The organism is Thermosipho sp. (in: thermotogales) (genome assembly GCF_020054775.1).
Taxonomy (GTDB): Bacteria; Thermotogota; Thermotogae; order Thermotogales; family Fervidobacteriaceae; genus Thermosipho; species Thermosipho africanus.
The window spans coordinates 34,010-48,543 of record NZ_JAIHAP010000008.1 but is presented as its reverse complement, the minus strand read 5'-3'; the positions used below and the strand labels follow the sequence as shown (position 1 = coordinate 48,543).

16 protein-coding genes are annotated in these 14,534 nt (G+C 27.3%); 13 read left to right on the top strand and 3 right to left on the bottom strand.

From position 1 onward, the window contains the following. Positions 1-174 (bottom strand): FAD-dependent oxidoreductase (locus tag JG780_RS03000; RefSeq protein WP_287569164.1); only part of this gene is annotated, 174 nt, incomplete at its 3' end. A 153-nt stretch (positions 175-327) separates the two neighbouring features. On the opposite strand from JG780_RS03000, the gene JG780_RS02995 reads away from it, so the two are divergent. Further along, a complete protein-coding gene (locus JG780_RS02995) occupies positions 328-1,092 on the top strand; it encodes a hypothetical protein (protein WP_114702847.1) in 765 nt (254 codons plus the stop codon). Between the two features lie 36 nt (positions 1,093-1,128). On the opposite strand, the gene JG780_RS02990 is transcribed toward JG780_RS02995, so the two are convergent. Then, positions 1,129-3,009, bottom strand: a complete 1,881-nt coding sequence (locus tag JG780_RS02990) for a transketolase (protein ID WP_038042604.1) — start codon at positions 3,007-3,009, stop codon at positions 1,129-1,131. Between the two features lie 95 nt (positions 3,010-3,104). Here JG780_RS02990 and JG780_RS02985 point away from each other — a divergent pair, with 95 nt between their 5' ends. From JG780_RS02985 to JG780_RS02930, 12 genes are read left to right on the top strand one after another with little or no spacing between them, the layout of a single operon-like run. Further along, the gene (locus JG780_RS02985) at positions 3,105-3,560 is read left to right on the top strand and encodes a flavin reductase family protein (RefSeq protein ID WP_004103376.1); all 456 of its coding nucleotides are present in this window, start codon (positions 3,105-3,107) and stop codon (positions 3,558-3,560) included. Further along, positions 3,561-4,157, top strand: coding sequence for a class I SAM-dependent methyltransferase (locus JG780_RS02980; RefSeq protein ID WP_012579317.1), 597 nt, complete (start codon positions 3,561-3,563; stop codon positions 4,155-4,157). It abuts the gene before it with no gap. Then, positions 4,154-4,816 carry an ATP-binding cassette domain-containing protein gene (locus JG780_RS02975; RefSeq protein WP_004103375.1) on the top strand — a complete coding sequence of 221 codons (663 nt, stop codon included), beginning with the start codon at positions 4,154-4,156 and terminating at the stop codon, positions 4,814-4,816. The genes JG780_RS02980 and JG780_RS02975 overlap by 4 nt, the downstream gene beginning before the upstream one ends. 16 nt (positions 4,817-4,832) lie before the next feature. Continuing rightward, a complete protein-coding gene (locus tag JG780_RS02970; protein WP_287569163.1) occupies positions 4,833-6,029 on the top strand; it encodes a type II secretion system F family protein in 1,197 nt (398 codons plus the stop codon). 1 nt (position 6,030) lies between these two features. Further along, positions 6,031-6,387, top strand: coding sequence for a type II secretion system protein (locus JG780_RS02965; RefSeq protein WP_004103374.1), 357 nt, complete (start codon positions 6,031-6,033; stop codon positions 6,385-6,387). A 14-nt stretch (positions 6,388-6,401) separates the two neighbouring features. Then, positions 6,402-7,343, top strand: coding sequence for a hypothetical protein (locus JG780_RS02960; protein ID WP_287569162.1), 942 nt, complete (start codon positions 6,402-6,404; stop codon positions 7,341-7,343). Further along, on the top strand, positions 7,315-7,872 hold the full coding sequence (locus JG780_RS02955) for a hypothetical protein (protein ID WP_012579314.1): 558 nt from the start codon (positions 7,315-7,317) through the stop codon (positions 7,870-7,872). Before JG780_RS02960 ends, JG780_RS02955 begins: the two co-directional genes overlap by 29 nt. Then, on the top strand, positions 7,869-8,309 hold the full coding sequence (locus JG780_RS02950) for a hypothetical protein (RefSeq protein ID WP_004103373.1): 441 nt from the start codon (positions 7,869-7,871) through the stop codon (positions 8,307-8,309). Before JG780_RS02955 ends, JG780_RS02950 begins: the two co-directional genes overlap by 4 nt. Further along, positions 8,296-8,760 (top strand): hypothetical protein, encoded by a 465-nt coding sequence (locus JG780_RS02945; RefSeq protein ID WP_004103372.1) that lies wholly within the window; start codon positions 8,296-8,298, stop codon positions 8,758-8,760. Before JG780_RS02950 ends, JG780_RS02945 begins: the two co-directional genes overlap by 14 nt. Next, complete coding sequence (locus JG780_RS02940) at positions 8,750-12,706, top strand: type II secretion system protein GspD (RefSeq protein ID WP_287569161.1); 3,957 nt, start codon at positions 8,750-8,752, stop codon at positions 12,704-12,706. Before JG780_RS02945 ends, JG780_RS02940 begins: the two co-directional genes overlap by 11 nt. Then, positions 12,706-13,494 carry an AmmeMemoRadiSam system protein B gene (amrB, locus tag JG780_RS02935; protein ID WP_004103367.1) on the top strand — a complete coding sequence of 263 codons (789 nt, stop codon included), beginning with the start codon at positions 12,706-12,708 and terminating at the stop codon, positions 13,492-13,494. Before JG780_RS02940 ends, amrB begins: the two co-directional genes overlap by 1 nt. Next, positions 13,472-14,056, top strand: coding sequence for a ComEA family DNA-binding protein (locus tag JG780_RS02930; RefSeq protein ID WP_287569160.1), 585 nt, complete (start codon positions 13,472-13,474; stop codon positions 14,054-14,056). The genes amrB and JG780_RS02930 overlap by 23 nt, the downstream gene beginning before the upstream one ends. Here JG780_RS02930 and JG780_RS02925 read toward each other — a convergent pair. Further along, positions 14,045-14,431 carry a hypothetical protein gene (locus tag JG780_RS02925; RefSeq protein ID WP_287569159.1) on the bottom strand — a complete coding sequence of 129 codons (387 nt, stop codon included), beginning with the start codon at positions 14,429-14,431 and terminating at the stop codon, positions 14,045-14,047. The two genes, JG780_RS02930 and JG780_RS02925, sit on opposite strands and share 12 nt — an antisense overlap. Positions 14,432-14,534 lie beyond the last annotated feature (103 nt).

Below are 14,534 nucleotides of genomic sequence, written 5' to 3'. Positions count from 1 at the left end.
AGTAAAAAGGTGTGAGGCTGTAAGCATAGCTTTAGTAGGAATACACCCTTTATTGGTACAAGTACCACCAAATTCTTCTTTTTCAACAATTGCAACTTTTTTGCCAAGCTGTGAAAGCCTTATCGCTGCAACATATCCTCCAGGCCCTCCACCTATTACTATTGCTTCATACATGTTTTTACCTCCTTTGTTTATTCTACTAACTTATGATATAATATAATCTCATTTTTGGCAACAAGTTTAATTTTAGAAAAATGGAAAAAACTTATAAATATGTTAAAATTTTAATATAAAATATGATAAAATATAAAATGTTGGGGGGATTTAATGGAGATCAGACTGTTTGGCAAAGAATATGGTGTTTATTTTCAGTCAGAAAAAATTGTTTTAAAAAGTAAAAAGGCAGAGCATATTTTATATTACTTAATTTTGAATTATAAAAGAAAAGTATTTGTTAGTGAAATTCTTAACGTTTTTTTTGAAGGATATGATGAAAGTTATTCTCGGAAGAATCTTAATACACTTTTATATATGCTCAGAAAAGGATTAAATTTAACAAAAGATTCTCTAAAAATTGATAGGAATGTTGTATATTTAGACGTTTCGAAGTTGAAGATTGATTATATTTTATTTCAAAAGCTTATGGATAAAAGTCCTTCAAAAAAAACAAGGGATGAAATTGCAAAGATTTATAAAGGTGAGCTTTTGGAAGGCTTAGATGAAGAGTGGGTTGTTCCTTATCGTGAGTTGTGTGAAATGCAGATTTTAATGATCACTCAGCAATTGAAAAAGAATGATTTGAATTTATTTGAAAAACTTGCTGAGTTACCTACTAAAAATGAAATACCAATGGAACTTGCTTTAAAACTAATAGTATTGGATAGAAAAAGAAGAAATCCAATGTTTATTCCATTACTTATAAAGTCGCAGAGTGATATTAGTTCAAAAATTAGAAAAAGTGACTTTTATGTGAAGGTTTCAAAAAATACATATTTAATATTATTTGAATCCGGGAAGTCCGACAGTGAAACTTTGGAAAATATATTAAAGTTTAGATTTAATAATGATATTAAAATAATTGAAAAGCTTTAACTATTTAAAAAAGCCTGGCTGATGCCAGGCTTTTTATTAGTCTTCTAATATTTCTTTAACTTTATTTTTAATACTATCACTATCAAAACCATAAATTTTGAATAAGTAATTGCTATTACCAGATACTGGGAACCTGTCAATACCAATCTTAACAAATTTGTCAGGGATAATTTTTAGATTGAAGAGTTTGTTTTCTATTAATGTTCCAAGTCCATTGTAAACATTATGGTCTTCAATTACAATCACTTTGTTTCGTGTGTATCTTGTAAGAACTTCCTCGTCTAAATCAAGTGGACAAGATACATTAAGTAAACCTACTTTGATTCCTTCATTCCTTAGTTCATCTACTGCTTTTAATGCTGGAGGAATTATTGAACCCATCGTGATAATTACAATATCATCTCCATCTCTTAATATATCAATTTTTCCATATTTAAATTCGTAATTTTCATCAAAGAATATGCTTCCATCTTCTTTTTTTATAGGTTCTAATTTACTTCTACCCATAGCTATTACAAAATTTCCATATTCTGATGCAACATATCTTACTGCTCTATCAGTTTGATTTGGATCTGCAGGAACAATGACTTTGAAGCCAAACCATGATAGAGGTGCAGAAACATAATTTAACGCATGATGTGTTTTTCCATCTTCACCAACATCTGTTCCGCAGTGAGTTACTACAACCTTAAGGTTTGTATTATTAATTGCGTTTAACCTATGTTGATTAAATGTTTCATCTATCCCAAATACTCCAAAATCTGCAAAAAATGTAATAAATCCTTCAACACTTAGTGCACCTGCTAATGCAGCAGCATTATGTTCTTGAACGCCAATTTCAATAAGCCTATCCTTTCTTTCTTTGTCAAGAAAATCTAATTTTACAGAAGATTTGAGATCGCAATCAACCGCTACAACGTTATCATTTATTAATGCAAGATCAGCAATAGCTCTTCCCAATGCTGATCTATTATCAGTTTTTTCTGTATAAGTTCTAAATTCACCTTTATTGATATTTACATCGTATTTTAATAACAATTTTTTATGTTCTGAAATTGGCAGTTTTTTTCTATTTTCAATGTATTTATCTATATCAATATTTAATCCGAGTTCTTGAATAGCCTTTTTGAATTCTTCTATTGATAATGGTTTACCGTGGTATTTTGGTGTATCTTCCATAAAGCTTACGCCTTTTCCAATAATAGTATGTGCAATTATTGCTGTTGGTTTTCCATCATTTTTAGCAATTTTTAGAGCCGAGAGTATTTGCTCGAAATCGTGTCCGTTTATTTCCAAAGTATTCCATCCAGCTGCTTCATATTCTTTTTTTAGATCTACATACATTATCTCTCTTGCTCTCCCGCTGATTTGAATATCGTTATAGTCAATAATAACAGTTAGGTTATCGAGATTATATTTATTTGCAGTTCTTCTTGCTTCTGCTACTTGGCCTTTTGCACTTTCACCGTCACTCATAACAACGTAAACATGATAGTCTTTATTTTTTAATTTTCCAGCTAAAGCCATTCCAACACCTGCGGAAAGTCCTTGGCCAAGATTTCCAGTAGTCCATTCAACGCCAGGAATACCTCTTGTGATATGTCCTTCAAAAATACTTGATGGATGTCTAAAACCAGTTAAAACTTCTTCTCTATTGATAAACCCATACGCTGCAAGTGTACTATATACCGCAGGTGAAATGTGACCATGGCTAACTATGATTCTATCTCTATCTTCGTTCCAAGGATCATTTGGAAAAACTCTTGCAAAAGAGTATAAACTAACTAAAATATCAATTGATGACATAGAACCACCTGGATGTCCAGATTGAGCTACGGTGGTCATGGTTAAAATATCTCCTCTACATTTTTTTGAAATTTCTTCAAGATTTAAATTCAAAATATACACCTCCTTCATTTTATCTCAATATATTATACCAAATGAAAAACAAATTTTCAGTAAAAATATTGTTATAAAAATTACTATGTTATAATATATTCTGAGGTGATTTTATGGATGCTTTGTCAAAAATTTATAACTCTGTAGCAGTTGTAACAATGAATTATAATGGTAATTTAAATGGGATAACTGTAGCCTGGATAATGAGGACTTCTATAGATCCAAAACTTTTAGCAATTTCAATAGGTAAACAGCGATATAGCTATGAACTTTTGAAAAAAGTAAATTTTTTTGGAATAAATTTGCTTAGTATCAATCAGATAAATATTGCAAAACATTTTGGAACTATTTCTGGAAGAAATTTTAACAAATTTGAAGGAATTGATTTTAAAATGAGTAAAAATAAAATTCCTATATTAAATGGTGTAGTTGCATATTTAGAGTGTGAAAAAATTGGAGATTTTGAATCAGGAGATCATAATATATTTTTAGGAAAAGTTAATTTTGAAGAAATTTTTAATAATGAAAAAGTTCTATTGTATGGAGAACATAAATTTTGGAGGGATTAAATGTTTGAGCATTACTATACTGAAAAACCAACAAGTGTTTTAAAAGTAAAGATTGTTGAATTAAAACTAAAAAATGGTCATGTATACAGATTTAAAAGCCCGAGTGGTGTATATTCATTTGGAAAGATTGATAGAGCGACAAAAATTTTGATCGAAAATAGTAGAATTAATTTTGGAGATGTATTAGATATTGGCTGTGGTTATGGAGTGATTGGAATAACTCTAAAAAAAGAAAATCCTGACATTAACCTTTATATGAGCGATATAAATCAGCGCGCAGTTGAGTTTGCAAAAATTAATAGTAAAGATAACAATATTGAAGCTGATATCAGACAGGGATATTTATATGAACCGTGGAATAATATGAGTTTTGATCATATAATTTCAAATCCACCAATTGTGGCAGGAAAACAAGTTTGGATGAACTTGATTGAGGGTGCATTTGAAAAGCTTAGAGAGGGTGGTACATTAGAACTTGTTGCATACCATAATAAAGGTGGAAAGAGAATAAAAGAATATATGAGATCGATTTTTGGAAATGTTGAAGAATTGTGTAAAGAAGGAGGAATAAGGGTATATAGTTCTAAAAAATTATGACGCTTGAATTAAAAAATGTAAATTATATTTATAATTATAAAACAGTATTTCAAAAGCATGTTTTAAAAGATATAAACTTTAAAATTAATGATAATGAAGTTATTTTCATAATTGGGAAATCGGGAAGCGGTAAGACTACTTTGTTATATTTAATGGATTTTCTTTTGAAGCCTACTTTTGGAGAGATAGTTGTTGACGGCGAGGATCCTTTTACAAATCCTCATAAATTTAGGAAAAAAATAGGTTTTGCCTTTCAGTTTCCAGAAAAGCAGTTTTTTTCTGAGACTGTAGAGGATGAAATTATGTTTTCAATAAAAAATTTTGAAATTAAAAATCCAAAAGAAAGATTAGAAGAAATTAAGGATTTAATGAATTTAGATGATGAGTTATTGAAAAAATCTCCATTTCAACTTTCTGGCGGTCAACAAAGAAAAGTTGCAATAGCTAGTGCAATTGCTCATGATCCAGAACTCCTTATATTAGACGAGCCGACAGTAAGTTTAGATTATAAATCTGAAAAGTCGTTGATTGAATTTTTGAAACTTTGGGCCAGTAAAAAAGATAAATCATTGATAATAGTAACACATGATCTTGAAAAATTTTCTGACTTTAAAGGTAAAATTTTTGAAATTGTAGATGGGGAAGGTTATTTCCAGTAAACAGGGGGGAATTATTTTGAAATTTGCTTATAAAGCCTACGATAAAGAAATGAAAAAGATAAGAGGGGAAATTGAAGCATATAATCTTCAAGAGGCATTATCTAAGTTAAAATCTAGTGGTTATATAGTTATAGATATTAAAGAAGCAAGTAAAGTAAAGAAATTTAATTTTAATATATTTAGTATAAGATTAAAAGATATAGTTTTTTTTACAAGGCAATTAGAAACTATGGTAAAAGCCGGATTAAGGTTAAGAGAGGCAATTTATATTTTGTCAAACCAAGAGATATTTTCAAAAAGGTTTAGAAGTATTTTAGTTAATATAGTTAGTGAATTAGATGTGGGAACGTCTCTTTCTGAGGCGTTTAAAAAGCAAAAAGCTTTTGATGACGTATTTATCAATATGATTAAAGCCGGGGAAGAAGGTGGAGTTTTAGAGGAAACTCTCGAAAAATTAGCTAGTTATTATGAAAATTTAAATAGAACAAATCAACAGGTAAAATCTGCTATGGTTTATCCTACGTTTATTTTAGGATTTGCTGTTATAGTTGTTGTAGTAATAAGTGTTTTTATCTTGCCAAAGCTTTTCAATGTGTTTGGAACTATACCAACAGGGGGTATAATTTCCTTTTTAATTAGTGTCAATAAAGTTGTGACAGGTAATCCATTTATGGTAGCTTTTGTTATAATTTCTTTATTAGTTGGAATGTTTTTATTTTTAAGAACAGAACCGGGTAAAAAAACGAAAGAATTTTTCGGAAGATTATTTCCACCGATTAGGAAATTGCAGGAGAAAATTACATATGAAAGATTTTGTAGAACATTTGGAGTTTTAATTGCAAGTGGTGTTTCAATAATAGATTCATTGGAGATGGCAGCAAAAGCTTCAAATAATTTAAAGTTTATTATGAAAATAAAAAATGTTTCTGAAAAAGTAAAAAGTGGAAGTACTTTAAAGCAAGCTTTGAAAAGTGAAAAAGTTTTTCCTCAGATTATTTATGAAATGATTGGTACTGGAGAGGAAACAGGTAAGTTAGACACGATTATGGAAAAAGTGGCGGACTTTTTTGATGAGCAAATTCAACAGGATACAAAAAAACTTTTATCAATGCTTGAACCTTTAATGATTGCTTTTGTAGGTTTGTTTATTGCATTTTTAGCTTATGCAATGTATTCTACTATTTTTCAAATGCAATCTACTTTTGGTGGTTAATATGACATATATTGAGGTTTTAATGGTTATTGCAATTTCGTTAATAGTTTTTTCTGTTTCAATTTTTTCGTTGTTTTCGATTCTTGATAAAGTTATGCTAGAAGAAGAATTATTTAAAACGATTGTATATTGTGGATTGTGGAAATCTAATGCTGATATGATTGAGTATAATGCTGATACTGTCAAAATTTATTACTCGTTATTTACAAAGAATGAAATACTAATAAGGAAGAAGATATATTTTGGAGATTATTTTGAAGATAATAACTTGAGAATTATTCCAAGAAAAAGTGTTACTTCAGGAACTTTTGGGAGTTTTAAGATTGAACCTATTTCATTTGATGTATCTGTAAAATAAAGGGGGGAAGTTTTTTGCCGAATCTTTTAAGTAGAAGATTGGTTGGGTTTGATATAATTGGCAGTAAAGTATATCAGGCGGTTGGTGAGTATTTTTTTGGAAAAATCAAAATTAAAGAATTAAGAGAATATAATGGAGATTTTGAATTTGAAGTAGATGATTTGATTATAGTGAATATACCTTGGGATTTGATTTTAAATTTAAATCTTCAAATGCCAATGATAAAAAAAAGGAAGGATATTGAAAATTATATCGTTTTAGAAGTTTCACAAAATTTTAATTTAGAAAGTTCTGAATTTAGTTTTGATTTTTTAAAAACTTCTAACGGTTTGGAAGTATTTGTTGTAAGAAAAGCCGATTTAAATGAGTATTTTCACAAATTAGAATCTATGAAGATACCTGAACCAGATATTGTTTGTCCTGATTTCTTTAAGGAATCTTTATTGCTTTCAAAATTTCCAGGTTATAACATTGAATTTTTCATAAATTCAGAATATTCGGGGCTAATTATTTTAAATGGAAGTAGTATAGAATCGGTAAGGTATTCAGAATTGAGCCTAAAATACTTAAATGATTTGTGCAATGATGAATTTGGTTATAATTTATATGAAGTTGAAGATTTGGATGATGAAGCTTTAAAAGAAGATGTTAGTAGATTTTTATACAATTTTTTAGGAGACATGTTTTCATTGATTGAACGTGAGATTTTTGTTAGTTTAAATTCTTCTCAAAAACAATTAACGATTGAAGATATACAATCTGGATTTGTATATACTGATTCAGAATTAGTGAATAAATTAATTTTTGAACATTATACAGATTCTGAAATTTTTAATAAAATTTTCACTGCTCGCAATTTTAAATATCCTGTTATAAAACCTAAGTATTTAGGAAGTTTAGGGTTAATTACAAGGGGGGGATTTGAGTTTGGAAAATTTAAATTTATACAAAGATAAAGAAAAGAGAATTTCATTAAAGAGATTTTTAATATATTTAATTATATCGTTTCTACCTTTTTTTTCATTGTATTATTTTTCTCAATTCTTTTTGTTTACAAATATAGCAAATATAATTAGAAATCATCCATTGGTTTTTAATGAAATTTCTTTTAATGAATTAACTGAAATTCCTGACATTGTTGATTTAAAGATTTCAGAATATGATTCTAAAATAAATAGTTTGATTAATAAGATTAGATTTTTAAAAACTTCTTTGAATAAATCTTTCTTTTCAAAGTATTTTCTTCAAGTTTTAGTTAATGAATTATCTAATATTAATGAATATTTTTTTATAAAAAATATTGAATTTGATGGTAATAGTTTTTTGATAACTTTTTATGAATATTCGGAAAAGCCTGTTGTTCCCGAAACGATAAAGGAGAAATTAAGTAAGTATTATAAAAATGTCGAACTAAAAGTTACTGACATTAAAAATGTATATGAGAATTTTAAAATGTATGAGTTACAATTGGGGGGAGAGTTGTGAGTTTGAAATTAAAAATTGCTAATTTGATTTTAATTATAGCCTTTTTGTTTGGGATTTTATTTGCACTGTATGATTTTTTATTTATTAAAATTTCATTTTTAAAAAAGTTTAATCAAAAAACTATAATTTTAGATAGGAAAATTAGTGATTTTAAAATTTTGTTAACGCAGTATAATAATGCAAAGTTATTTTTAAATAAAGATAGTCATTTTAGTAGTGAAATAGCTAAGTATTTAGATGAAAACAAACGTTTATCTAATACACTTGAAAGGGAAGAATTTGAAAAGTTTTTCTATAATTTGGTTAATTCAAAATCTATAATTATTAATAAATTAAATGTTGATGTAAATGTTGATTTTCCATTAATATTTAATTCCAAAAGTAAAGCAAACATTTCGTTAGATTTAGAGGTTGGTGATATAATTGACATTAAATAAGAAATATTTATTTATTATTTTAGTGTTAATTTTAATTGTAGTAATTTTTTTCATTTCTATTTTAAATTTGAGAAAAAGTTTAGAAGTTGAAGTTTTAAGTTCTGTTAATGTTGTTAAAATAAAAGATTATTATCTAAACTTTATTAATGTAAAAGATGTAAGTTTTTTTGAGCCTTATTACTTGAAAATTGATGGAAGTTACTCGAAATTGGGTAATTTTTCAATTGTAGAAGATTTAGAATATTTAGGTTATTATGATGAATCAGGAACTTCAGTGGTATATTTAAGAAATGATAAGCAATTATTGAAAGTTGATCCCAAGCAGATTTTACTAAATAGATATTACATATTAAATATTTCAGGAAATAGTCTTGTGGTATTAGATATTAAAGATGGAAGTATTAAATTAATAGTTTCAAAAAAGTCAGGGGGGATAAGTGATGAAAATTAAATTTGCAGTTATTTTATTTTTGGTTATATCTTTAAATTTGATTGCTAATTTAGTTAACGTTGATTATTACATAAATGGTAATAAAATGCAGTTGATAATAGAGAATGATAGGAATCTTCAACCCTCTGAAGTTGATTTTGGTTGGAATGATTCACAAAATGTTTATTATTTGACCTTAAAAAATACAATTTCTAAAAATTCATTTTTACCAGTATCGAAAGGTCCTTTAGAAGGTTTACAAATAGTAACTATTAATAATGATACAAATGTATTCTTGTTTTATCTGGTACCAGTTAAGGTTGATTGGATTGTTATGGGGAATAAAATAGTTATTACAATGCCTGTAAGTGTTTCTGATAAGAAATATAGTTTTTCATTTTTGAATGCTCCATTGGATGTTGTTATAAGGGATTTTTCTGATGCAATTGGTGTTAATATTTCACTATACGATGGAGTTAGAAATAAAAATGTGAATCTCGAGGTCAATGATGTTTCTATTGAAGATGCTTTAAGATTGTTACTATTAAATAATCCAGATGTTTGTTATGCATATGGACCGGATGGAACGCTTTATTTGGGGTTAGAAAATGAAATTAAAAAGAATTTTGCATATTATTGGCAAATTTATTATGAGGAAATTGATTCTGAGAAAATAAGATTGTTACTTGGTGCTGGAACTTTTGCTAATTATATAAAGGATAAGAGCAAACTATTTGTCTATGGAGGCATTAGGGAACACAGATTAATTGCTGATGCTATATCTCAGCAGCCCAGTAAGTCATGGTATTACTTTAAATTTAATGTTAGTAAAGAAGTTTTAGAAGATTTTTTAACTAATATTTCGAGTATATATGATTTTAAATATTCTATTTTGTATGGATTAAGGCAAGTTGCGATATATTCAGATAATGAATCTGCTAATACTATTGGTTACTTAATTTCAATTTTAAAAGATAGTTTTGACGATCCATTTTTTGATTATGTAACAGTTGAAGTTGGGTATCCAGAAAGAATAAAAACTATTTTAGAAAGCTTAAATATACCATTTAAATCTTTAGGTCAAGACATAAAAGTTCCAGAGAAGTTTAGAGATGTAGTGATTAGATTAAATAATGATAGAACAATAGGTAATCCTTACAGAATGGTTTTTGAAGATATAAATGTTGATACAGTTAAAAGGGCATTAGAATATTTAAGTGTTTCCGAGGAAAACGGTAAGGTTTTAGAAGTTAATGGAAAAGTTTTCGTAACTCTTTTTGTAACTAAACAAGTTTATTCTAGATTTATGCAATTTTTGGAACTTGCAAGTGTAAAAACTTTAAGGTTGAAAATTAATAAAGAAAATTTAAAACTGTACGATGTGGAAATTTTAAAGGAATTTTCAGATGGTAGTTTCTTGATTAGAGGAAAAGAAAAAGTTATTGATGAAATAATTGCTAATAATACTTTAAATTCAAAATTTGTTTTAGAGATAACTCCATTTGATCCGCCAAAAGCAGTTTTTAAAGCACTTTTGGATGCTTCACCAGTCTATGAAACTGATAATTTGATGGTTTTTAATAATGTAAATAATGATATGGAAAACAAGGTAAAGGAAATTAGAGAAAGTTACGGAGAAAAAATACAGTTTATTGAAAATATTCATCTTAATGAATCTCAAACAAAGATTTTAAAAGATTTGTATAACATTGAAGTTATCAATACTGAAAAAGGTGTTATTCTTAAAGGAAGACAAATTTCCAAGGCATTTGAGTTTATAAATAATTATTTTGGCAATAGTGAAAATAAATATTATTTGGAGAAAATAAATCTTCAAAATTACGAAGAACTTCAAGGAGTAATATCGCAGTTGTATAAAGTGAATATGGAATATTATCCAAAAAGTCAGATATTAATTCTTAATGGAAGTAGTGAAAATGTTGAAAAAGCAAGAGAATTTGTAAGAAAATACTCACAAGGTAAGAGTTTTAAGATTTTAAATAATGTTTATTTTGATGGAATTGACGAATTATTAAAAGAGGTGGGAGAATTAAAGGTATTTAAAATAAACAATAATGTATTGCTTTTAGGGAGCCAGTCAGAAATCGATGAAGCAGAAACTTTGCTTGAAAATTTAACTAATGATTCGACAATAGTTTCGTTGGCAAGTGATTTAGACGAAGGAAAGATTAATGAGCTATTAAATCTTTACTTTGGAAATAACATAATTGTTAAAAAAATAGATGATAAGTTTTATTTAAAGGGCAATGAAAAATTAGTTTATAGGGCAATAGAGTTATTAAAAGAATTTTCTAAGAATCAAATAAGTTTCGAAAATGGTAGATTATATATAGATGTAAAAGATTATGATTTAGACGAATTAATTAAGAAAGTATTTTTATTAACAACTAAAAAGAGTGTAATATTTGATGAAGAAGTGAAAAAGAAAGTAGATATAAAATTGTCAAATGCATCGATAGAAGATTTTGAGAAATTATTAAACGAATACGGTGTTTTTGTTAGAGAAGAAAACGGATTTTTACATGTTGGAAGAAAATTAAAATCACAATTTGTAGAGGTTGTTGATAATAAAATTACTATTAATGCTACTAATATTTCAATAGAACAACTTGCCAGAGAAATTTATCCCAAATTTGGTTATTCGGTTTTGATTGATTCTGTAACCGATAATTTGAATATTGTTTTAAAAGATTCGAGTCTGGACGAATTTGAAAATATTATAAGTTCGAAAGTCGATATAACAAAAGAAGGAAGTATGGTATTTATAAAACCAAAAGGGCAAGAAAATGTTACAAATGTTAGTGGGAAAAATGTGAATATAAGTGAAGATGGTTTAATTACAATAAACGCAGAAAATGTTCCACTTAAAAATATAATTGAACAGGTTGTAAAAGGTTATAAATACTCTGCTGTTATTTCAAGAGAAATTAATTCAATTGCTAATATTTACGTTCAAGATATTACTTTTGATGATTTTGAAACAATTTTAAGTAATTATAATGTAGCAATAAAAAAAGAAAACGGTATTTACATCTTTGATATGATAACAGGTAGTTCAACAAAGACAACTACAACATTTGTATTTTCAGTTTCTCAAAATGTTGATAAAGTAAAAGAATTAATAGAGTTTTATGGTGGTCAATCGTTTGTTGATACTTCGGCAGGAGTTGTTATTGCAACAGGAATTGATGCAAAAGTTGCTGAAGAGGTCAGAAGTTACATTAAACAAAATTTAAATGCAAAGCTTGCATTGATAGAAGTTAAAGTAGTAGATGAAGAGTTATCAGATAATTTTGAGTATAATTTGGGGAAAATAACGTCAGATTTGGGTACTTTATCAAATGATGATTTTAACGTTAAATTATCATTGAGTAATTTGAGCATTGAAGGAATTATAAATAAGTTATTGTCTATTGGAAGTGATGGTAATAGTAGTTTAAATATTGAGATAGGCAATGGAAATAATGTAACTAATAAAAACACAAATGTTTTAGCAAGTCCAAACGTAGTAGCAAAGAGCGGAGAAACAGCAAGTATTTTAATAGGTGATAAGATCCCTATAGTTTTATCAACAGCAGAAAATACTCAAGAAATTAAATACATTGAATCTGGAGTAACACTTGAAATTACTCCGTATATTAATGCTGATAATACTATTGATTTGGAACTTAATATTAAAGTCAGTAGTTTTGATTGGGATTTAAAGAGACAATACTCGCTCTCATTACCAGTTGAAAGAACAAGAGAATTTTCATCAAAGATATTGTTGAAAGAAAATCAGACTTTAGTAATTGGAGGACTTTCTAGAGAGGAAAATAGCAAAACAGTTTCAAAGATTCCAATATTAGGTGATTTACCAATTATTGGAAAATTCTTTGTTTCTGAAAAATCTGATAAAGTTAAACGTAATATAGTAATATTTATTTCAGCCAAGGTTGTGAAATAATGGAAAGAGAGATGTACTATGCTGATAAATTTTATCCTAAAAATTCAGAATTATTGATAAAATTTTTTAACCAATTTTGCAAAGTAAAAGAAATTAAAAATACAAATTCTAATTTTGGTTTAATTTTGCCTCATGCAGGATACGTTTATAGTGGCAAAACGGCTTTGTATGCAATATGTAAAGCTTTGGATTTTGGAAAACCTGAAAGAATAATTATATTTGGAACAAATCATACTGGAATTGCCGGAAATATTTGTTCATTGTGGCCAAGAGGAAAATGGAATACTCCCTTTGGATATGTTGGGATTGACGAAGAATTAAATAATTATTTGTTAAAAAATGAAATTTTTGAAGAGAACTATAAAGCTCATATATTAGAACATTCAATTGAAGTTTTGCTGCCGATTTTAAAATATTATTTTGGCAGCTTTAAATTTGTACCGATTATTTATAATTATCAATCTTATGAAAACACAATAAAGATAGTTGAATTATTAAAAAAGATAGATTTAAAAAATACTCTTTTAGTTGCTTCATCTGATTTTAATCATTACGAATCTCATGAAATTACTCTTAGAAAAGATGAAAAATTGATTGAAAAGATATTGGAAAGGAATATAGAAGGAATTTATTCGCTAAGAAAATCAATTAGTGCTTGTGGAATAGGGCCAATGTCAGTTTTAACGATGTATTTTGATAATGTAAAGCTTGTATATCACACTACCAGTGCCGAATATTCAAAGGATTATACTTTTACCGTAGGGTATGCAAGCTTTGTTTTATGGTGAGATTTTGAATAGCAAAATAAAGTATTTTAAAGAATTTATCATTATTTTCACACTATTTATATTGATAAGTACAGTTATATTTCATGAAAAACAATATAATAATGTAAATAGTAAGGAAATTAAGAGAGACTATGAATCACAAATAATAGATCTTAACAAGGCTGATTTAGAACAGTTAATGAGTCTTCCTGGGATTGGAACAGTAAAAGCAAAAGCAATTATTTCCTACAGGCAGGCGCACGGGAATTTTAATTCAATTGATGATTTAATAAATGTTACTGGGATTGGTCCGTCAACACTTGAAAAAATAAGAGATTATGTAACAGTTTCAAAAACGAATGAGGTACAAATTAATATGAATAATGAGCTAAAAAAGATAAATATTAATGAAGCTGATGAAAAACAGCTTGAAAAATTACCAGGAATAGGTCCTTCAAAAGCAAAGAGAATAATTGAGTATAGAGAAAAAAATGGTAAGTTTAAGTCTTTAGATGAACTTCTAAATGTTAATGGGATTGGTCCAAAAACACTTGAAAAGATTGAAAATTATTTAGCGTTTTGAAAATATAAAATATAACAAAAGTAAAGAAAAAAGGAATGCTATTAGTTGAAAAATATTGTAAAAAGATAATAATGAAACAAATAAGAAAGTTATACCAAGAACAAGTGAGATTTCGTCAGTAATTTTATTATTAAATTTGCTAAATAATGTCGATAAAGTAAGAATTGCCAATGTATTGAATAAAAAGCTAAGGAAGAGTTTAAAATACAACTTTTCCATTCCAGGTATAAATTGTCCTCCAGAAATTCTTCCAGGAACTTTTAAAATCCAAGAATATTGAATTATTCCTTTTGAAAAAAGCGTTACTGTGAACATACTAATTATAGTTAAAGTCAGTGAAATTGTTATGACAATCCATTTTAATTTATTATTCATAAAATCTCCTCCTTTTAGTCATATATAAATTATATCACTACTTGACTTTAACTAAAACTTTTGATAAAATCTTGTTGAGAATAATTTTCAATAAGAAGGGAGT

Bases quoted from the DNA above. Each gene is read 5' to 3' on its own strand.
- JG780_RS02975 (WP_004103375.1), top strand. From the start codon at position 4,154: ATGACGCTTGAATTAAAAAATGTAAATTATATTTATAATTATAAAACA.
- JG780_RS02990 (WP_038042604.1), bottom strand. From the start codon at position 3,009: ATGAAGGAGGTGTATATTTTGAATTTAAATCTTGAAGAAATTTCAAAA.
- amrB (WP_004103367.1), top strand. From the start codon at position 12,706: ATGGAAAGAGAGATGTACTATGCTGATAAATTTTATCCTAAAAATTCA.
- JG780_RS02985 (WP_004103376.1), top strand. From the start codon at position 3,105: ATGGATGCTTTGTCAAAAATTTATAACTCTGTAGCAGTTGTAACAATG.
- JG780_RS02925 (WP_287569159.1), bottom strand. From the start codon at position 14,431: ATGAATAATAAATTAAAATGGATTGTCATAACAATTTCACTGACTTTA.
- JG780_RS02965 (WP_004103374.1), top strand. From the start codon at position 6,031: ATGACATATATTGAGGTTTTAATGGTTATTGCAATTTCGTTAATAGTT.
- JG780_RS02930 (WP_287569160.1), top strand. From the start codon at position 13,472: ATGCAAGCTTTGTTTTATGGTGAGATTTTGAATAGCAAAATAAAGTAT.
- JG780_RS02940 (WP_287569161.1), top strand. From the start codon at position 8,750: ATGAAAATTAAATTTGCAGTTATTTTATTTTTGGTTATATCTTTAAAT.
- JG780_RS02995 (WP_114702847.1), top strand. From the start codon at position 328: ATGGAGATCAGACTGTTTGGCAAAGAATATGGTGTTTATTTTCAGTCA.
- JG780_RS02980 (WP_012579317.1), top strand. From the start codon at position 3,561: ATGTTTGAGCATTACTATACTGAAAAACCAACAAGTGTTTTAAAAGTA.